18 protein-coding genes and 1 tRNA gene are annotated in these 18,512 nt (G+C 57.9%); 7 read left to right on the top strand and 12 right to left on the bottom strand.

Translation table 11 applies throughout. From position 1 onward, the window contains the following. Positions 1-50 precede the first annotated feature (50 nt). The 4 genes from D7X94_RS12830 to D7X94_RS12815 form a co-directional block, all read right to left on the bottom strand. On the bottom strand, positions 51-1,241 hold the full coding sequence (locus D7X94_RS12830; protein ID WP_120428081.1) for an LCP family protein: 1,191 nt from the start codon (positions 1,239-1,241) through the stop codon (positions 51-53). A gap of 31 nt (positions 1,242-1,272) precedes the next feature. Next, positions 1,273-1,707, bottom strand: coding sequence for a GtrA family protein (locus tag D7X94_RS12825; protein WP_120428080.1), 435 nt, complete (start codon positions 1,705-1,707; stop codon positions 1,273-1,275). Positions 1,708-1,821: 114 nt separating this feature from the next. Next, positions 1,822-2,310, bottom strand: a complete 489-nt coding sequence (locus D7X94_RS12820) for a hypothetical protein (protein WP_120428079.1) — start codon at positions 2,308-2,310, stop codon at positions 1,822-1,824. Between the two features lie 171 nt (positions 2,311-2,481). Beyond that, positions 2,482-3,837: an MATE family efflux transporter gene (locus tag D7X94_RS12815; RefSeq protein ID WP_120428078.1), complete on the bottom strand. Its 1,356-nt coding sequence runs from the start codon at positions 3,835-3,837 to the stop codon at positions 2,482-2,484. A gap of 148 nt (positions 3,838-3,985) precedes the next feature. On the opposite strand from D7X94_RS12815, the gene D7X94_RS12810 reads away from it, so the two are divergent. Then, on the top strand, positions 3,986-4,588 hold the full coding sequence (locus D7X94_RS12810; protein ID WP_120428077.1) for a TetR/AcrR family transcriptional regulator: 603 nt from the start codon (positions 3,986-3,988) through the stop codon (positions 4,586-4,588). Between the two features lie 39 nt (positions 4,589-4,627). After that, on the top strand, positions 4,628-5,212 hold the full coding sequence (locus D7X94_RS12805) for an MBL fold metallo-hydrolase (RefSeq protein ID WP_158591018.1): 585 nt from the start codon (positions 4,628-4,630) through the stop codon (positions 5,210-5,212). A 317-nt stretch (positions 5,213-5,529) separates the two neighbouring features. On the opposite strand, the gene D7X94_RS12800 is transcribed toward D7X94_RS12805, so the two are convergent. The 7 genes from D7X94_RS12800 to D7X94_RS12760 form a co-directional block, all read right to left on the bottom strand. After that, positions 5,530-6,132, bottom strand: a complete 603-nt coding sequence (locus tag D7X94_RS12800) for an ABC transporter ATP-binding protein (protein ID WP_120428075.1) — start codon at positions 6,130-6,132, stop codon at positions 5,530-5,532. After that, positions 6,122-7,051: an ABC transporter ATP-binding protein gene (locus tag D7X94_RS12795; protein WP_120428074.1), complete on the bottom strand. Its 930-nt coding sequence runs from the start codon at positions 7,049-7,051 to the stop codon at positions 6,122-6,124. Before D7X94_RS12795 ends, D7X94_RS12800 begins: the two co-directional genes overlap by 11 nt. Positions 7,052-7,070: 19 nt before the next feature. Then, positions 7,071-7,847, bottom strand: coding sequence for an ABC transporter permease (locus D7X94_RS12790; RefSeq protein WP_120428099.1), 777 nt, complete (start codon positions 7,845-7,847; stop codon positions 7,071-7,073). Between the two features lie 44 nt (positions 7,848-7,891). Next, positions 7,892-8,887 (bottom strand): ABC transporter permease, encoded by a 996-nt coding sequence (locus D7X94_RS12785; protein ID WP_120428073.1) that lies wholly within the window; start codon positions 8,885-8,887, stop codon positions 7,892-7,894. Positions 8,888-8,916: 29 nt separating this feature from the next. Beyond that, positions 8,917-10,539 (bottom strand): ABC transporter substrate-binding protein, encoded by a 1,623-nt coding sequence (locus D7X94_RS12780; RefSeq protein WP_120428072.1) that lies wholly within the window; start codon positions 10,537-10,539, stop codon positions 8,917-8,919. Between the two features lie 824 nt (positions 10,540-11,363). Then, positions 11,364-11,777 carry a DUF3842 family protein gene (locus D7X94_RS12765; protein WP_120428069.1) on the bottom strand — a complete coding sequence of 138 codons (414 nt, stop codon included), beginning with the start codon at positions 11,775-11,777 and terminating at the stop codon, positions 11,364-11,366. Positions 11,778-11,868: 91 nt separating this feature from the next. Further along, a complete protein-coding gene (locus D7X94_RS12760; protein ID WP_120428068.1) occupies positions 11,869-12,786 on the bottom strand; it encodes a diguanylate cyclase in 918 nt (305 codons plus the stop codon). A gap of 687 nt (positions 12,787-13,473) precedes the next feature. Between D7X94_RS12760 and scfA the strand changes: the two genes are divergently transcribed. From scfA to D7X94_RS12730, 5 genes are all read left to right on the top strand, one after another. After that, entirely contained in the window at positions 13,474-13,623 is a 150-nt protein-coding gene (scfA, locus tag D7X94_RS12750; protein WP_120428067.1) for a six-cysteine ranthipeptide SCIFF, read from the top strand. 421 nt (positions 13,624-14,044) lie between these two features. Then, complete coding sequence (gene scfB / locus D7X94_RS12745; RefSeq protein WP_120428066.1) at positions 14,045-15,421, top strand: thioether cross-link-forming SCIFF peptide maturase; 1,377 nt, start codon at positions 14,045-14,047, stop codon at positions 15,419-15,421. A 280-nt stretch (positions 15,422-15,701) separates the two neighbouring features. Next, a complete protein-coding gene (locus D7X94_RS12740; protein ID WP_120428065.1) occupies positions 15,702-16,475 on the top strand; it encodes a hypothetical protein in 774 nt (257 codons plus the stop codon). Beyond that, positions 16,472-17,818: an amino acid decarboxylase gene (locus D7X94_RS12735; protein ID WP_120428064.1), complete on the top strand. Its 1,347-nt coding sequence runs from the start codon at positions 16,472-16,474 to the stop codon at positions 17,816-17,818. The genes D7X94_RS12740 and D7X94_RS12735 overlap by 4 nt, the downstream gene beginning before the upstream one ends. Before the next feature lie 70 nt (positions 17,819-17,888). Next, positions 17,889-17,964 (top strand) — tRNA-Thr (locus tag D7X94_RS12730). Between the two features lie 158 nt (positions 17,965-18,122). Here D7X94_RS12730 and D7X94_RS12725 read toward each other — a convergent pair. Beyond that, positions 18,123-18,512 (bottom strand): tyrosine-type recombinase/integrase (locus tag D7X94_RS12725; protein WP_147401731.1); only part of this gene is annotated, 390 nt, incomplete at its 5' end.

Below are 18,512 nucleotides of genomic sequence, written 5' to 3'. Positions count from 1 at the left end.
TCCATTTCCCTTTATCATTTTTCAAGATTGGTTTATATCTTTTCTAAGAATTATTCCTCTCCCGAGCTCCCCTCTTCCGGTTGGGGAGAGGCTCCGCTGCCATTATACTCGTTCCAATAGGGCGACCCCTCCTCAAAGATGAAAGCGCTGATGCGCTTAGAGGCCTGGGTCAGGTCGTAGACCAGATCATATTTGACGTCATGCAAATCCGTCTCATACTGGGCGTCCGGCACCGAAATGCTCTTAATGGTCATATCCGTGGCCAGAATGGGCAGCATTCCCATAATATCGTCTAGCTCCAGGTTCGTCTCGCAATAGGGCATAAGTTTTTTCACCAGGGTGGGATAGTCCGTCACGCTCAAAAGCTTCACCCGGTGGATCAGTCCCGTGAGCACCTTCTGCTGGCGTTCTACCCGGCCGAAATCATCCCCGATATTCCGGATCCGGCCATAGGATACCGCCTGGTTTCCATTCAGAAGATAGGTGTCCGTATCCCCAGTGGCGTACATATAGTCGCTCTCCACAATATTGGGATAATTCTGCTCCTCATACACGCCGTTGGCCTGATCAATGCCCTTCTGGCGCTCCACCTCCGCGCTGAGATTGGAGAGGTTCAGGTTGATCTCCTCGATCTCGGCGGCGGTCACCTCCATCTCCACCCCGCCGAAAGCATCCACAATCGCCGCCATATTGACAAAGTTAATCGTCACATAGTCCTCGATGCGCAGGCCGAAATTCTGGTTCAGGGTGCGGATGGCCAGCTCCGGTCCGCCGGTGGTGTAGGCCGCGTTGAGCTTGGTGTTCCAGTCCACATGCCCGGAGGCAAAGCTCTCCCCCTCGATGTTCACCAGGCTGTCCCGGAGGATGGAGGTCATCTTGATGGACCCGTGGCGGTTGTCCACGGTGAGGATCATGTTTACATCAGACTGGCCCTCGAACTCGCTGTTGCGGGAATCCAGGCCAAAGAGCGCGATGTTTTTGATGCTGGTATCCACCACGGCCTCTTCATGGAAGCCCAGCTCCGCAGGGTCCTTGGTAATGGTATTGGTGGTCAGCTCGCCGATCAAATCCGTAGATATGTAGATCAGCCCGGCGCCGAACAGAATCATTACCACACACAAAAAAGCCGCGACGCATTGCAGCACCAAACGGCCCCGGCGGTTTTTCCGGCGCTTTTTTTGCTCCACGGCGGAATAGCTGGAAACATCCTCAAAGCCCTGCCTGCTTGTCCTTTTTGCCATGCCGCTCCTCCATCCAAAAAAGAATAAAATCTTAGCGGGACTCTCGTTTCTGATCCTGGCCTGTGCTGGATCTAAACACAAAGAGCTTGCTGAAAATGTAGTTCGCGATTACCACAATCACGCTGGAAACCACCTTAACGGCCTTGTCATTTAGGGACAGCAGATCCACGCCCAAATACATGCACAGCAGATCCATCACCAGGGACACGCCCCGGGCCCCAAAGAATTTTGTCATTTCCACGGCGATGCCTTTTGCCCCCCGGACCTTGCTCTCGAAAACCCAGCGGCGATTGGTCACATAGGCAAACAGGATGGACAGCACCTGGGCAAAAAAGGCGGCAGCCATGTAGTGCACATGGAGCACGTCCGTCAAAAGCCAGTAGCTGCCCCAGTTCACCAGGGTGGTAAGCACGCCGAAGAACAGGTAAGAGATCAGCTCCCGATACTTTTTCAGCAGTTCCCGCACAGTTTCAGCCCCCTATAACAAATCCTCTAATGGGTTAGTATACCGCAAATTTCCCCAAAATGCAAGACCACCCTTTCAGATTCCCAGAAAGGGCCTGTAAATTTTATATGAATTTTACTGGGACAAGCGCCCTGTCAGCCTGGGATAGGGCCGTTTTCTCTTGAAAAACTCATACACCGAGCAGCCCTTATCCACCAGAGTGACCACCGCGCCCTCCCGATACCGGGGCGGACGGAGCGTCAGGGGAAACATGTGGGTGCGAATGATGTCCGCCTCAATGCCGGTGAGGTCCAGCTCCTTTGCCGCGTTGCGCCAGGCAATCTCCGGGTGCCGGGACCAATGGCCCCTGTGGGCGGGGTCACCGTCTTGAGCGTCATAAAAGAAATAGTCATGAAAGAGCGCCCCCCGGGCCATCTCCCGCATATGAAAGGCGCAGCCCAGAAGCGCCGCCACCCGGCAGCTGTAATAGGCCACCGCCACGCTATGCAGCAGACGGCAGGTATTTCCGTGCTGGGGATATCCAGCCATGCTGCCCAAATTGGAGACTTCCGTCAGCTCCCGGTAGCAGTTCCAAAACGCCTCCGCGTTCCACCGACTTGCCATTCCATTTCCTCCTAAAAGTATGCTTTTTGAAAAAAGCAACGTTGCGCTTTTATCTTTCAAAAAATATAATACCCTAAATTCTTCGTTCCGTCAAGAGAAACCCCAGCAGAGCATTCTCAAAGAAGCGCGGCAGGCTTATCGCATCTCCGCGTTCACGATACGGGCTCTACTCTATGCCTCGGCGGCGACCGGGGCCAAGGGCTTCTCCAGAGACTGCCTGGCCCAGACCAGGCACAAAATCACGCCGGCTGCCGTGGAGATCACGTCGGTGACAACCCCGGCGAACACCAGTCCCGGCAGCCCGGCCAGAGCCTCCATGGCGAACAGCACCGGCACGTAGACGATCCCCTTGCTCAGCAGGGAGGTCACCGTGGCATAGCTCACCTTGCCGGTGCCCTGGAGGTAGGCGGAGCACAGCTGGTAGATCCCGCCCACAGGGGCCCCCAGCAGAGTCAGCATCATGAACTTTCCGGTCTCCAGAATCTGGGGGTCGTCCAGGAACGCCGTCACGAAGGTCTCCCGGCCCAGCAGGAAGACCCCACCCAGCACCGTGCTGAGAATGGTGGTGGCCACCCCAGTCTCCAGAATGATCCGGCGCATCCGTCCTCTGTCGCCCGTGCCGTAGGTGTAGGAGATCACGGGCTGCATCCCCATGCAGACGCCCATTACGATCATGCCCACCAGCATCCCGGCCTTGCTGGCCACGCCGTTGGCCGCGACAGCAATGTTGCCGTACTTCACCAGCAGCTGGTTTGAGAACATGGAGGAGACGCACATCAGCACCGTGCCCCCGGCCATAGGCACTCCCAGGCTGACCACCCGCAGGGACACATCCTTTTTTAGAGTGAGGTACTTGGGCGAGATGGTGAAGCCGTCGGATTTTTTCACATGCAGAAAAACGAGAACGCTGGTGACCACGTTGCCGATCACCGTGGCCCAGGCCGCGCCCGCTATGCCCATCTGGAACACGGAGATGAACAGCGGGTCCAGGAGGATGTTGGTGAAGGTGCCCGCCAGGGCGATGAGCATGGTCTTTGCGGAGGAGCCGTCGGCGCGAATCGCGTTGCCCAGGCCGCCGCCGAACATGGTGAAGGGAACGCCCAGCAGGATGATGGAGAGATAGGTCCGGGCAAAGCCTGCGGTCTCCTCATTGGCGCCCATCAGGGAGAGCAGCGGGTCCATGAAGAGAAACATCGCTATGGCCAGCGCCACGCCGGTGATCACCGAGGCCCAGGCGCAGAAGGAGCTGTAGTATTTCGCCTTTTCTCGGTCTCCCTGGCCCAGGGCGATGGCGATGGCCGTACAGCCGCCCGCGCCGAAGAGGGTGCCCACGCCCTGGAAGATGTTGAAGGCCGGGCCGGAGAGGGACAGGGCCGCCACCTGCATGGCGTTGCCGCCCTGCCCGATAAAGAACACGTCCGCCATGTTGTAGAGCACCTGGACGATCATCACCACGATGGTGGGCAGTCCCATGGTGAACAGCAGCTTCCAAACCGGGGCTTCCCGCATCATTTTCTCGTTTTTCATCTTGGCTTCTCCTTTCGCCGCCGCGCCGGAATTTTATGATTCCGGCACTTGTCTTTTTGTTATGAGTATAGTATAATACCGACAGGTGTTGGCTTCAACCATCAATACAACAATAAGTATTGTGATATTAAAGCAGAGGAGAATCCCTATGAACAAGCCCAACAACAAGCGCTCCCGGGACACGGACGAGGCCATCATCCGCGCGGCCTTTCAATGCATGGTCATGAGGGGGAAGCCGGTCAGCAAGATCACCGTGCGGGAAATCTGCGAGACGGCGGGGATCAACCGCTCCACCTTCTACGCCCACTATATGGACGTGTACGACCTCTTTGAGAAGGTGGAGATCCACATGGCGGAGATGTGCCAAGAGCGGATCCGAAACGCGTTTATACTGGGCAGGGGCTTTCAGATGGCGGTGGAGGGCGTTTTCCAGTTTGTGGAGGAATACAAGGAGTTTTACCTGTTGTACTTGCACGAGATGAGCCAGGCCTCCCATCTGATTGAGATGATGAACGCCCCCTTCCAGGAGGAGATCAAAAAGATCCGGGAGGCGGACATGGGGTATGGCGTCCCTGGGGAGGCTGCTTACCACTTCACCTTTTTCACGGCGGGCATGACCTCCCTGCTGGCCGCTTGGCTGCTGGGAAACTGCAAAGAGACCCCCCACGAGCTCTACGAAATTCTTCTGCGGGAATACGGCCCCAACTCCCTGCTGAACACCTGGTCCGGGGGACAGGTGTTTCCCGAGTGAGCTTCCGGACGGCAGATCGGATGTTATAGAGGTGATTTTGTGATAAGAAAGTTGAAATATGGCAATACAAACACATTCTTCATCCGAGGAACAGGCGGTGGCTTGCTGATTGATACTGACCTTGCCGGAACGTTGCCCGCATTTTATAGGGCAATAAAGGAACACAATATTAAAACCCGCGATATTTCTTATGTTCTGGCAACGCACTACCATCCCGACCATATGGGCTTAATAAGCGAGCTAATGGGGCAAGGAATCAAACTTTTGCTGATGGATACGCAGAAGGCCCATGTTCATTTCGCGGACGAGATTTTCAGAAGGGACAAGCGGTTACAGTATGAGCCCATCCATGTCGGAAATTCCGTCAGTATCAACAGGAATAACAACCGGGAATTTCTTGAAAACATAGGCATTGCGGGAGAAATCGTATCCACCCCAAGCCATAGCGCGGACAGCATATCCTTGATTTTGGATAATGGAACTTGTTTTGTGGGAGATTTAGAACCGATCGAATACCTTGATGCCTATGACGGGAATGAAAAATTGGAAAGCGATTGGAAATGCATTATGAGCTATCACCCTAAAATCATCTACTACGCTCACGCAAACGAAAAAGTATTATGAGGAACAAATCCCGGCTTATGAATAGTTCATTCACCATAGGGCTTGAAAGACGTTTTCAAGTTAATTGGCTGTATCGTATAAAAGGGCAGGGCAAACCATTGCGGTCTGTCCTGCCCCGGCTTCTCATACTTTCTGATAGTCAGCGGTTACGCACACGATCAGCTAGATAAAGTATACTTTTTTATAAGAATGTGGTTTTACACACTTGTCTTTTAGTAAAGTATAGAAACCGGCTGGGAAAAAGGAACTGTCTTTTCCCAACCGGTTTTCGTTTGGCCGTTTTATAATGCCGGAAGGCCCTGCCCAGGAGGATACGGCTATACGGATAGATCCAGGATCCTGGACGCGATCCTTCCTGCAAGGCGTCGGTTATGCGTTATGGCGATCAGGCCCAGGCTTCGCTTCTCAGCCTCTTCCAAAACCACGTTCCAGATCTGCGCCTGGGTAATCCCATCCAGCATGGCGCTGATCTCGTCGCAGATGAGATAGTCCCCGCCGCTCGTCAGCGCCCGGGCCACGCAAAAGCGCTGGAGCTCCCCGCCGGAGAGCTCCCTGGGAAAACGAGCAAGCCACGCTCGCTGGATGCCCAGCGCCTCCAGGAGATCTTCCCGAAGCGGCCCGCTCTCTTCCAGGACCCGCCTCAAGCGCCATCGGGGGTTGACCGCTTTTTCCGGGTGCTGGCAGATCAGCTGTACGGGACAGGCTCCCTTTTTCGGCAGGGGGATTTCGTCCAGCAGGACCTGCCCATTGATTGGCTCCAGATACCCGGCCAGAAGCATGGCCAGGGTGGTTTTGCCATATCCGCTTGGGGCGAACACCGCCAGCCGTTCCCCCTTGCCGATCTTCAGGCACTGGTCTTTCAAGATCCACGGCTGGTTGCGCCCATAGCGGAAATCCACGTTTTTGGCTTCAAGCGCCATGAAAGCACCTCGCTTCTCCCCCTCGGATTTCAAGCATAGGGGGAACCTGTTTTTCGCATTGCTCTGTCTTGTAAGGGCAGCGCGGGGCGAAGAGACAGCCCTCCGGAAGGTTGCCCGCATAGGGCTGGAAACCCGGTATCGGCTCGAATCCGTTTTGGGGCAGGGCCTTCCATAAGGCCTTGGAATAGGGATGCCGCAAGGCCTCGGGTCCCGCCTTGAAGTCGGAGGCGGGGGCTGTCTCCACTGTGGTCCCGGCGTAAAACACGGCCACCCGGTCCGCAAACTCAACCGCCAGGTCAATGTCGTGGGTGATGAGAATAACGCTCTTCCCCTCGTCCGCCATCTCCCGGAACATTCGAAGAGCCTCCAAGGCCTGTTCTATGCTCATGCCAGGCGTAGGCTCGTCCGCGATGATAAGCCGCGCGCCGGTGACCAGGGCGGTGGACACCAGCACCCGCCTTGCCATGCCGCCGGAGAGCTGGAAGGGGTAGAGCCGCTCTACAGAGGCCGGAAGCTGGAGCCGTTCAAACAGCATTCTCCTTTTTTTTGTGGGCTTATAGTACCCGTCGGTCTGGGGGCCCACTTTCATCAGAGGGTCAAGATAGGCCACGGACTGGGGAACCAGGGCGATCTCCCTGCCCCGAATCCACTTTTGCCGCTCTGGCGTAAGCGCCTCCCCTTTATATTGGAGATCCCCCCGCACCGCCGCGTTGGGGGGAAGGATGCCCAGAATGGCAGAGGCCAGCAGGCTTTTCCCAGAGCCAGAGGAACCCGCGATAGCGACGATTTCTCCGGGGTATACCGTCAAATGCAGGTCAGAGATGACTCGCAGGTCCGTCTGCTCCAGGCCGCGGCCATACATGCGGAAAGAAACGGATATGTTCCGCATTTCAAGCAGGGCTTTTCTTGTCTGTTCCATGCTGTATTCCTTTCTGCAATTACTCCTGGGCGCTGTAGGGATCCAGAAGCGTTTTCAGGTGCTCTCCCGCCTTGTCCACCAGCAGCACAATCGATACCAGCGTCAGGCCCGGCAGCACCGCCATCCACCACATCCCCGCAGAGAGGTAGCGCATACTCTCCGCCAAAATGATGCCGATGGCCGGTTGCTCCGGGGGCAGTCCGAACCCCAGAAAGGAGATGGAGGCCTCATGGAGGATCGCGTGGGGGAACATTAAAACCAGCCCCACAACGAACTGGGGGGCCAGGTGGGGGAGAAGATGATAGAGCATGATCCAGCCGCTGGACTTTCCTAGCCTACGGGACACAGCCACATACTGCTGGGAGCGCAGCTGTAAAACCTCACCTCTGATCAGCCGGGCCAGGCTGCACCAATGGGTGGCGGCAATGCCGGCCAGCAAACCGTTCAGCCCCCGCCCCAGGGCAAAGGAGATCAATAGAATCAAGATTGTGTGAGGGACGCCCATCACCAGATCAATGAGCCAGTTGAGCACAGCGTCCACCCCTCTGGAGCCGGCAGCGGAGGCAGCGCCCACCAGCACGGCGATCACGGCGCTGATGGCGGAAGCGGCCAGGCCGATGGTCATGCTCACGGACAGGCCTTTCAGCGTGCGTAGAAAGAGGTCCCGGCCCAGAGCGTCTGTGCCAAAGGGGTGCCGGAGGCTGGGGGGGAGCTTGGCGTTCAGAAAGCTCCCCGCCGCCGCTTCCTCCGGAATCAGGATGCCGCAGGCGTAGATGACGGCCAGCACAAGGACCATTGCCGCCGTGAGGACCACAAGTTTTGTCCGGCGGTTCGCCTGTTTCACTTTCCCACCTCCCGGATTTGGGGGTCGACGGCCCCATAGAGCAGATTGGCGATTAGATTCCCCGCGCAGACGAACAGGGCGGAGAACAGCGTTATGCCCAGCAGCAGGGGGACATCTCCCTGCAATCCGGCAGCGGACACGGCGCTGCCCAGCCCCGGATAGCTGAACACGTTTTCCGCCAGAACCGAGCCGCCGAACAGCTCCGCGAAGGAGGCGAACTGTAAGGTCAGCGCGGGAAGCAGGATATTCCGCAGGCCGTGACGGCGGAGTATGGTGAAGGGCCCCTCGCCCCTGGCCTTCGCGAAGAGCACATACTCGCTGTTCAGCACATCAACCAGCTTCTGGCGGGTATGCAGGGCAATATTGGCAAAGGATAGGAAGCTCAGGGTAAAGGCGGGCAGGGCCAAATGGTGGAGCTTTTGCCAAAGGGTGACCTCCCGGCTGAGCACGCCCACCGGAGAGGAAAAGCCAATGGGGAACCATTTCAGCCACACGGAAAACACCAGCAGGAACACGAGCCCCAGCCAGAACGTGGGCACAGAGCTGAGGACATAACAGGCTTTTTTTAGGAGCCTGTCCGGCAGGCGGCCCTGATACATGCCCATCACGCAGCCCAGCGCGAAGCCGGTGATTCCGGCCAAGACCCAGGCGCAGAGCATGAGGGCCAGGGAGTTGACAAAGCGTTCGCCGATGATATCCGCAACCGGCCTGCGGAAGATGGCGGACTCTCCCAGATTCCCCCGCAGAACCTGGGAGAGCCAGGTGAGATACCGTTCCGCCGGAGGCTCGTGGACCCCCCAGTAGCTCTCGATTTCAGCGCGCTGTTCCGGGGATACCGCTGTCCCCAGCCCCAGAATGTACTGCTGCACCGGGTCCACCGGAGAGGCGCTTACAAGGGTAAAGGAGATGACGCTCACGGCAAGCAGCAGCGAGAGAATTTTTATGCCATAGCCCACAAAGACTCTGGCCAGCCGTTTTAAAGTTCCTTTCATGGTTACACCCCGTTTCCTTCCCCAATCCCTCATGCTGTCCAGGCCCATTCCTGGAGATTCTGGATCAGCGGCAGGCCGTGGCCATGGCCGTGGAGGGGCTGTTCCCCAATGGAGAGGCCCTCCCGGATATAGGTCACATGGTCCAGGTTGACGATCCAGACCCAGGGGCACTCCCCTTGCATGGCTGTGCCGGTCGTACCGTCCCACTGGACTTTTTTCCAGCTTTCGTTGGCCTCTTCCGGGGTAAGGGCTTCCATGGCGGCGCGGAGATAGCTGTCGGTGGTTTCGCTCTGGTATCCCTCTGGGTTGTAGAAGTCGTCCAGCAGAGCGCCCTCGGAGCGGTATAGATAGTAGGTTTCGTTGGGGATGGAGGACCCCCAGCCCATCATGACCGCGTCGGAGAACATGCGCCGGGCAAGCTCGTCCCAGCTGACGCCCTCCACGTTGATTTTGATGCCAACGGCTTCCACCTGCTGGGCGGCGGCCATGGCCACAGCCTGGCGGACGGAATCGCCGGAGGGATAGACGCAGGTAAACTCCGCCTTCAGACCGTCTTTTTCCACAATGCCGTCGCCGTCCGTATCAGACCACCCGGCGTCTGCCAAAAGCCTTCTGGCGTAATCCGGGTCTGTGTCGATCTTAACTTGAGGGTTATTCCAGGGCATTCCGTCGTTTTCTGAATAAGCGGGCCGGGCAAAGCCGTTCAGCGCCACATCGGCCACCTGCTGGCGGTCGATAGCATAGGCGGCCGCCTGGCGGATTTCCAGGTTGCAGGTGACGTTATTGCCCACGGGGTTGCCGCTTTCGGTGGTTTTGCCCTCATCGGGAAGGACCGGCAGGGTAAAGCCCCGGTTGTCCGCAGAGGAGATGGCCTCAACGCGGTAGCCCTCCACCTGTGTGGAGCCAAGGGTCGCTGAGGAGTACGCAACGTCCACCTCGCCGGCCTGGACCGCCGCCAGGGCCGCGTCCTCGGACATAAAGACTACGGCTACGTTTTTGATGGCAGGCGCGCCGCCGTAATAGTCCTCGTTGGCGGTGAAGAGGATCTGCTCCTGGGGCTTCCACTCCACAAACTTGTAGGGGCCGGAGCCAATCGGGCTTCGCCCGTACTCTTCTCCATAGGCGTGCTCTGGCACAATGCCCACAGAGGCCAGGGTGTTGAGAAAGATGGAGGTGGGCTGGGAGAGGGTGATCTCAACCGTGGCTCCGTCCTTTGCCACGGCGCTCTCCATATAGGTGAGGTCAACAGAGCCCCGCGCCGCCTTTGCGGTTTCCAGGGTAAAGGCCACGTCGGAGGCGGTGACCTTCTCTCCGTCGGTAAAGAAGGCGTTGTCCCGGATGGTGAATGTCCAGACGAGGCCATCCGGAGACAGCTCATAGCCAGTGGCCAGATCGTTTTCAAAGGTCAGCTGGGATGTATACTTCACCAGTGTGCTCTGGACGATGGGCGCGTTTCCATGCCCCCAGCCCTGGGTGGGGTCCAGGGTTTCCGGCTCGGAACCAATGGCGATTACCACGCTGTCCCGTTCCTTGGGGGCGTTGGTGTTTGCAGAGCCGGAAGGGCCCGCGCCCTCTGGAATATTCCCGCAGGCGGTCATTGCTGCCGCCATAAGTATGGCAAGAAATTGTACAAGTAAATTTTTTCGCTTCATGTGTACGTTTTCCTTTCGAAAATGATACTTTCTGAGAGTATGTTTTGGCCTCTGGCAGCTGGGGGGGGTCACCCCTCGTCCCCCACCACCTTTAAAAAGGTGGACGAAACTTTTACCCTGGACAGTTTTGACCGGTCCAGCTGGTCTTAAGCTGGCGCGGGTGTGGGGCGCGGAGCCCCACGGTCTTGCCCTTAACACCTGAGAAGCGCATTTTTGGTGGTGAATTGACGGGCGAAGCCCGGCAAGAGGCCCCTTTTTGCAAGTGAAAAAGGGGCCGGGTCCCGGAGTAAGCCAGCTCTGGGCGCAGTATCCCAGCCCAAAATTCCCATCCGGCTGTGTGCCTGTCGCCAAGCTGCCCCGCGCGCCGTTCCTCCCATATAATATAAACTCTCAGAAAGTATGGGCTTTGAGAGCTTTTTACAGGATCGTCTGTCTTAAACTTAAAGTCCGGCAGATACTGTTTTTTAGATGCATTTGCTATAAAGGAGATACCGCGAGGCGCTTCCGGGCCAGGGGGAGGGCTTAACGGCAAAAAGAAAAAGGAAAGCATGCCATGTTTCCCATTCATGAGAAACCGCATACCTTCCTGGTATGAATTCTGCCCCTGCAATTCTTTTCGCAACCTGCCCTGGGCGCCTGTGTTTCTGGTTGCCAAATGCCGGGAGCATTCTTGCCCCCTGTCCGGCTTCCTGCCGGATAATTCTCATATAGAATACCTCTTTTGGAGAAGAATGTCAAGATCGAAACACAAAACCGGCGGATTTATCAAAAAGCGGCGGGTTGGAACAAACTCCATATAGCGGTTCTTGACCGGTTCCCGACAATCACTGCCCAGAGAATAGAGCTCTCAGCTCCTCCAAAACGCCGGCGATCAGGTTGGAGAGGGTCAAGTCGGGCACGCCGATGATAATGTTGTCACAGTGGTTCACGGGAATCAGGATGCGCTTTGCGGGGCTTTGTCCCACAGCCGCAGCCATCCGGGGGGTGATTTCCCCCAGCAAGGAATCCGCAATGACAATGCCTACCGGCCCGATGATTACGTCCGCCTTGCGGCTGCATACCACAACGGCGTTCTCTCCCGTGGCAGCCTGGTCGGCCCCTGCTTTCAGCATGGCAGAGGCGGCGGAGCTGTTGGCGCCCACGGCGGTCACGGTTGCTTGGGGCCAGGCCCCTTTGACGGCTGAGACGACCTGGCGCCCGATGCCGCCGCCTTGGGCGTCAATGACAAGAATATTCATGAATCGTTACCTCGCTCCATCCAGAATCCTTCCGCTTTCCCAGAGCCTTGTCCGCTTTGTGGGCAAGGGCCGGGACGGTGGGGAAGAGCCGTTATTTTTCCCACATCTGCTTCATTTGCTCATCGGCCCAGACAATTCTGTTGCGGCCGTGCTTTTTCGCGTCATACAGCATAGTGTCCGCAATTTTTAGATAGAATTCATAGGAGTTTTTCTCTTCTGGAACGATGGTAACGCCCCCCACGCTGATGGTAACCCATTGGGAAACAGAGGGATCATGGGGAATATGAAGGTCCTCTACAGCCTGACGGAGTTTTTTCCAGTGGCCAAAGACCTCTTTCGCGCAGCCGCCCAGAATGACGGCCACAAACTCCTCCCCCCCATAGCGGGCCAGAAAATCTGTGCTGCGCTGTAGATGAGAGGCGGCTGTTTTGGCCACAGAGGCGATCACCTTGTCCCCGGCGGGATGGCCAAAGGTGTCGTTATACACTTTGAAGCGGTCAATATCAAATATGCAGATGGAAAAGGGAACATGCAGGCGGATCGCCTCGCCCCATTTTGTGAGGCTGTGCTGTTCATACCTGCGCCTGTTGGCGATTCCCGTCAATTGATCGGTCATGGACTGCAATTCGATCTGCCTGCGGTATTGGTACAGCTTGATATGCGTGTTGACCCTTGCTTTGATAATCAGGGGGTTGAAGGGCTTCGTGATGTAATCCACAGCGCCCAGGATCAGTCCGCGCTGCTCATTTACCACATCGGAAAGGCTTGTAATCAAAATCACGGGAATGCTCCGCGTGATGATTTCTTCCTGCAATTTTTTCAGCAGCGTAAAGCCATCCATCCCTGGCATCACCACATCCAGCAGGATCAGGGAGAAGTCCCCGTTGCTGGCAAGACGAAGCCCGTCCTCCGCCGTCTGGGCAATGGTAATGTCGTACATATCGGCTAAAATAATCTTTAAGTGAGCTGCCTGCACGACGCTGTCGTCAACAATCAGAATTTTTTCCATGATGGCACTCTCCTCGTCAAATTCGGTTTCCCCGGCAACATATTTTTCCTTCCGCTGAACCGGCTTGGCGGGAGGCCTTTCTTAAAACGTTGTTAAAACAGAAGGAAAACTGTGCTGTCTTTATCCGGCCAAGGGAGGTGCGCATATCCCTTACGCCGCAAACACCCCTGATCCACCCGGGTCATGCTATAATATGGGCGTTTTTTGCGGAGGGTGATAGAAGAGCCGCCGCCTCGCCGCGCCCGCGCTGTCCCGAAAGTGGCAGCAGAACATCGTTTCATCCGGATGGGAAATCCAGAAGCGAAAATAGGGAAGCCACAACCCCCATCGGATGGGCCAGCATGGCGAGAGGATTGAACTTCAGATGGTCGAAAATCGCCGGGAAAATAATTCGGGTTTTCGTGTCATCCAGAACGATCACTTCCCTCCAAAAACAGCCCGGCATTTATATCTTGTATCACATATTATACACCATTTTTTTCCTGTTGACAATACTCTTTGTGAAATGGGGAGTATCCTAAAAGAGGAGTTAACAAAAGAGCTTCGATAGGCAACCAGTAAAAGTTCGGTTGTGTCACCTGCCAGTTCGGCCGGATCGGCCTCCGCCAGAGTTGACAAACCTTTTCGCCTATGGTACAATATAAAAAATCAACGCCCGGACTTCGGGCGTTCCGGGAGGGATATGCAATGGAACTGATTAAGACGCTGAAAACCCGCAATCTGTGTGAGAGCGCCAAAAAGGGCGGCTGCGGCGAGTGCCAGACCTCCTGCCAGTCTGCCTGCAAAACCAGCTGCGGTATCGCGAACCAGCAGTGTGAAAACAAAGCCAAGAAATAAGCTGGGCGTTTGTTTGGGTGCCGCCGGATTGGGCGGCACTTTTTCGTTCCGGCAAGGTTGTGGAGTTGTCTCGGCTGCCCCCGGCGAGGGGTAGCGGGTTCCGGTTTCCAGGGAAACCCCCGGTGAGGGTTTCCCTCTGAAAGTCTCCACTGGAGACTTTCATTCACCCTTCCTGCGCTATTTTTCTCAGGTGTTTAAGGGCAAGGTCGTGGAGCTCTGCTCCACACCTCGCAACCTTTGAAAAGGTTGACGAAACTTTTACGGTTGTTAGGTTAGCGTGTCAAACAACATAAAACCTTCACGACGAATGAAATGAGGAGTGACATTACGCGGGCAAGGGGCGTTAGGCCCCTTGTGGGGTGTGGGGTGAAACCCCACGACCTTACCGGCGGCAAAAAATTTCCGATTGCGGGGGATTGCTATGGTACATCAGTTTCAGCGGGGCGGATACAATATCGTGGTAGACGTCTGTTCAGGAGCCATCCATGTGGTGGATGAGGCGGCCTATGACATGATCGCCCTCTACAAAGAAAAGCCCCGGGAGGAGGCCGTCTCCCTCCTCCTGGAAAAATACCGGGACCGCCCGGAGCTCACCCGGCGGGAGCTGGAAGAATGCTGGGAGGCTATCGGGGAGCTGGAGAAATCCGGCCAGCTCTTCACCCCGGACAGCTTCGAGCCCCTGGCAGGGGAGTTCAAGGCCCGCAGCGGGAATGTGGTAAAGGCCCTGTGCCTCCACGTGGCCCACACCTGCAACCTGAACTGCGCCTACTGCTTCGCCTCCCAGGGGAAATTCCACGGGGAGCGGGCCCTGATGAGCTTCGAGGTGGGCAAGCGTGCCCTGGACTTCCTCATGGAGAACTCCGGGACCCGGCGGAACCTGGAGGTGGACTTCTTCGGCGGCGAACCCCTGATGAACTGGGACGTGGTCAAGGAGCTGGTGGCCTACGCCCGGTCCGTGGAGAAGGAGGCCGGGAAGAACTTCCGCTTCACTCTGACCACCAACGGGATGCTCATAGACCGGGACGTGATCGACTTCGCCAACCGGGAAATGTCCAACGTGGTGCTCAGCCTGGACGGCCGCCGGGAGGTCCACGACCGCTACCGGGTGGACTACCAGGGCCGGGGCAGCTACGACCGGATCGTGCCCAAGTTCCAGGAGCTGGTGCGGGCCCGTGGCAACAAAAACTACTACATGCGGGGCACCTTCACCCACGAGAACCCGGACTTCCTCCGGGACATTGAGGCCATGCTGGACCTGGGCTTCACGGAGCTCTCGATGGAGCCGGTGGTCTGCGCCCCCGGGGACCCCGCCGCCCTCACCGAGGAGGACCTGCCGGTGGTGCTGGAGCAGTACGAGAAGCTGGCGGAGAAGATGCTGGAGCGCCGCCGGGAGGGCAGGCCCTTCACCTTCTACCACTACATGATCGACCTGGAGGACGGACCCTGCATCTACAAGCGGATTTCCGGCTGCGGGTCGGGCACGGAGTACATGGCGGTGACCCCCTGGGGGGACCTGTACCCCTGCCACCAGTTTGTGGGGGACGAGAAGTTCCGGCTGGGGGACGTGTTCCAGGGGGTGACGAACCCCCAGGCCCAGGCGGAGTTCCGGGACTGCAACGTGTACGCCCGGCCGGACTGCAAGGACTGCTGGGCGAAGCTCTACTGCTCCGGGGGCTGCGCGGCCAACGCCTACCACGCCACCGGCTCTGTGAACGGAATCTACCGCTACGGCTGTGAGCTCTTCCGGGCCCGGATGGAGTGCGCCATCATGCTGAAAGCCGCCGAGGCGGATATGTGACGGGATTTTTTTGAAGTAATACGGTGTGGCCTTCGGGGGCACAGAAACGCCGACTACGGCAAGGTCGTGGAGCTCTGCTCCACACCTCGCCAGGGGCCTAACGCCTCTTGACCGCGTAACGCAGTATAGTTGGTTTTATCGCAATCAGCTAACCAGGGTAAAGTTTTCGTCCACCTTTTTCAAAAGGTGGTGGGGGTGGAGGGGGCGAAGCCCCTCCCTGCCAGAGGCCAAAACATCGTCCACAAAAAACCGGCGAAATACTGAATCGGAGGGTGCAGCAATGGAGAGATTCAAAGACTTGGGGCGGTATCAGAAGGCCTTGCTGATTGGCATGGCGCTGATGGTGCTGGGGTTCACCGCGGCGTTTTTCGTGACGGTCTCCCGGGTGGGGTTTCCATACATGGACGCGATCTTTGTGCCCGGCCAGGAGGGGGACGCCACGGTGTATTCCGGACGCCTCCAGTGGTGGCGGCAGGCGCGGTTTACCGTGTCGGCGGACAAGACCGTAGTCTTTGAGTGCGGCGGGAAAACCTATGGCCCCTATACGGCCAGGGAGGACCCCACGGCGGTCCCCAAAGACGCGGACGGGGCGGAAAATATGACCGGCGTGGAGCTTCGCGCGGGGGATGAGATCGTGTTTCGCGGGGGCGTGGAGAATTCGCCGGGCCTGGGCTTGCTCCTGACCAATGAGGACGGAACCTCGGCGACCTTTACGGTTACCTATACCACCAGCGACGGCTTCACCAGGGACGAAAACGGGGAGATCGTTGACCCCACAGAGCCCTACGTGGGCGCGATCCTGGAGCTGATGGCCGGACCCGAGCTCGTCCGCAAGGGCCACTGGTCCCTGTGGCTTGTGGGGGTGCTGGTCTGCGTGTTCAACGGGTGGTCCATGCTGTTCGCGGACGAGCTCTTCCGCTGGGGGTTGATGTTCACCATCCGCAACGTAGACAAAGTGGAGCCAACGGATCTGGAAATCGCGGGGCGGTATGTGAGCTGGACCGCGCTGGCGGGTCTAGCGCTGTACCTTTTTGTGATGGCGCTGTCCCTATGAACACGCCAATCTGTGATTTTGTGAGGGAATACGTGGAGAAGGGCCCCCTGCGGCTGCACATGCCCGGGCACAAGGGCGCGGCCTTTCTGGGCTGCGAGCCCCTGGACCTCACCGAGGTGGGGGGCGCGGACTCCCTCTGCGCCCCCGGCGGGATCATCCGGGAGAGCGAGAAGAACGCCGCCGCCCTCTTCGGCGCGGGGGACACCCTCTACTCCACGGAGGGCTCCTCCCAGTGCATCCGGGCCATGGTGTATTTGGCGCGCCTGGCCTGGAGCTCTCGCCGGGAAGGGGGCCGTCCCCTCATCATCGCGGGCCGCAACGCCCACAAATCCTTCCTCAGCGCGGCCGCCCTGCTGGACGTAGACGTCCACTGGCTTTTTCCGGAGAATCCCGACTACAGTCTGTGCCGCTGCCAGATCTCTCCCGCCGCGCTGGAAGCCGCCCTCCGGGAGCGCCCCCGCGCCGCCGGGGTCTACCTCACCAGCCCAGATTACCTGGGGAACCAGGCGGACCTGCTGGCCCTTTCCGCCGTGACCGACCGCTATTCTGCGCCGCTGCTGGTGGACAATGCTCATGGGGCCTACCTGGCCTTTCTGGACCCCTCCCGGCACCCCATAGCTCTGGGGGCGGACCTGTGCTGTGACAGCGCCCACAAGACCTTGCCCGTGCTCACCGGCGGGGCCTACCTGCACCTGTCCTCCGCCGCGCCAGCCGCTTTTTTCACCCACGCCAGGGAGGCCATGGCTTTGTTCGGGTCGACTAGCCCGTCCTACCTGATTTTGCAGTCTTTGGATTTGGCGAACCGGTATCTTGGCGATGGCTATGCCGGGAAGCTCCAGGACGCGGTGAACACCCTGGGCGCTTTCAAGGCGCGTTTGGCTCTCAAAGGTTGGGGCATGATAGACGGTGAGCCCCTCAAGCTCACCCTGGACGCCAAGTCCTGGGGCTATACCGGCGGGGAGCTGGGAGCGTGCCTGGAGGCCCAGGGGATTGTGCCGGAATATGCGGACCCGGACTGGCTGGTGCTGATGCCTGTACCAGAGAATTTGCCGGAAACGCTAGAACGCCTGGAAGCCGTCCTCTCCGGGGTGGAACGGCGGGAGCCCCTTGCCACCCGTCCGCCGGTTCTGCGGCGGACGGAGGCCTGCCTGACGGTGCGGGACGCCCTGCTCTCGCCCAAGCGCCGGGTGGGGCTGGAAGAGGCCGGGGGGAAAATCCTGGCCTCGCTGGCGGCCTCCTGCCCTCCGGCAGTTTCTCCCGCAATGCCCGGCGAAAGGCTGGGAAGCAACGCCCTGGAAATCTACCGCTATTATGGCGTGGATGAACTGTGGGTGGCAGAATAGGAAAGCGGTTCTCTAAAATTGCCCCTTGACGGTGAGGAAAGAATAGAGTATAATAAAAAGGTATTGTGGTGCTGGATTAGCTCATTCGGTAGAGCACATCACTCGTAATGATGAGGTGGTCGGTTCGATTCCGACATCCAGCTCCAACGAAACTCCTAGAAGTTACTGGACTTCTGGGAGTTTTCCTTTTTATCACCGTCTCGGGGCTTTCGCCAGAAGTACATACAAAAGGACATACGCCCTCAAAATATCGATTACTTTATCACGCTAAAAAGGCCGGGGATTTGCCCCCGGTCTTTTGCTTTTATCTGCCATTTCCCACCGCTTCCAGGGCCTGCCGGAAAATATCCCCTGTCCGCTTCACGCTTTCTTCATCGGCATGGGTGTACATTCTCAGGGTCGTGGACTTGTCCGCATGGCCCAGCTTTTCACTCACTGAGGCAACGTCGGCACCATTAGTAATGGCTACGCTTGCAAAGCTGTGCCGGAGCTTGTGCGGGTGTAACCCTGGCACGTTGTACCGTTTAGAAAAGTCTTTCATATACCTAGTGGGGCTTTGTGGGTGCATGGGCTGGGGAGTACCCTCTTGATTGAAAACAAAAGGTGACAGCCCGCCCGCCGCTTGTTCCTGCCTGAGCTGCCGCAAGAGCGCCACGACCCCGGGCGCTATGTCCACTGCGCGGCTCTTGCCGCT

It is taken from the genome of Acutalibacter sp. 1XD8-33 (assembly GCF_003612555.1).
Lineage (GTDB): Bacteria > Bacillota > Clostridia > Oscillospirales > Acutalibacteraceae > Acutalibacter.
This window is presented reverse-complemented; position numbering and strand designations above follow the sequence as displayed.

Bases quoted from the DNA above. Each gene is read 5' to 3' on its own strand.
- D7X94_RS12795 (WP_120428074.1), bottom strand. From the start codon at position 7,051: ATGGAACAGACAAGAAAAGCCCTGCTTGAAATGCGGAACATATCCGTT.
- D7X94_RS12830 (WP_120428081.1), bottom strand. From the start codon at position 1,241: ATGGCAAAAAGGACAAGCAGGCAGGGCTTTGAGGATGTTTCCAGCTAT.
- D7X94_RS12765 (WP_120428069.1), bottom strand. From the start codon at position 11,777: ATGAATATTCTTGTCATTGACGCCCAAGGCGGCGGCATCGGGCGCCAG.
- scfB (WP_120428066.1), top strand. From the start codon at position 14,045: ATGGTACATCAGTTTCAGCGGGGCGGATACAATATCGTGGTAGACGTC.
- D7X94_RS12800 (WP_120428075.1), bottom strand. From the start codon at position 6,132: ATGGCGCTTGAAGCCAAAAACGTGGATTTCCGCTATGGGCGCAACCAG.
- D7X94_RS12780 (WP_120428072.1), bottom strand. From the start codon at position 10,539: ATGAAGCGAAAAAATTTACTTGTACAATTTCTTGCCATACTTATGGCG.
- D7X94_RS12790 (WP_120428099.1), bottom strand. From the start codon at position 7,847: ATGGTCCTTGTGCTGGCCGTCATCTACGCCTGCGGCATCCTGATTCCG.
- D7X94_RS12760 (WP_120428068.1), bottom strand. From the start codon at position 12,786: ATGGAAAAAATTCTGATTGTTGACGACAGCGTCGTGCAGGCAGCTCAC.
- D7X94_RS12815 (WP_120428078.1), bottom strand. From the start codon at position 3,837: ATGAAAAACGAGAAAATGATGCGGGAAGCCCCGGTTTGGAAGCTGCTG.
- D7X94_RS12785 (WP_120428073.1), bottom strand. From the start codon at position 8,887: ATGAAAGGAACTTTAAAACGGCTGGCCAGAGTCTTTGTGGGCTATGGC.
- D7X94_RS12820 (WP_120428079.1), bottom strand. From the start codon at position 2,310: ATGGCAAGTCGGTGGAACGCGGAGGCGTTTTGGAACTGCTACCGGGAG.
- scfA (WP_120428067.1), top strand. From the start codon at position 13,474: ATGGAACTGATTAAGACGCTGAAAACCCGCAATCTGTGTGAGAGCGCC.
- D7X94_RS12810 (WP_120428077.1), top strand. From the start codon at position 3,986: ATGAACAAGCCCAACAACAAGCGCTCCCGGGACACGGACGAGGCCATC.
- D7X94_RS12735 (WP_120428064.1), top strand. From the start codon at position 16,472: ATGAACACGCCAATCTGTGATTTTGTGAGGGAATACGTGGAGAAGGGC.
- D7X94_RS12740 (WP_120428065.1), top strand. From the start codon at position 15,702: ATGGAGAGATTCAAAGACTTGGGGCGGTATCAGAAGGCCTTGCTGATT.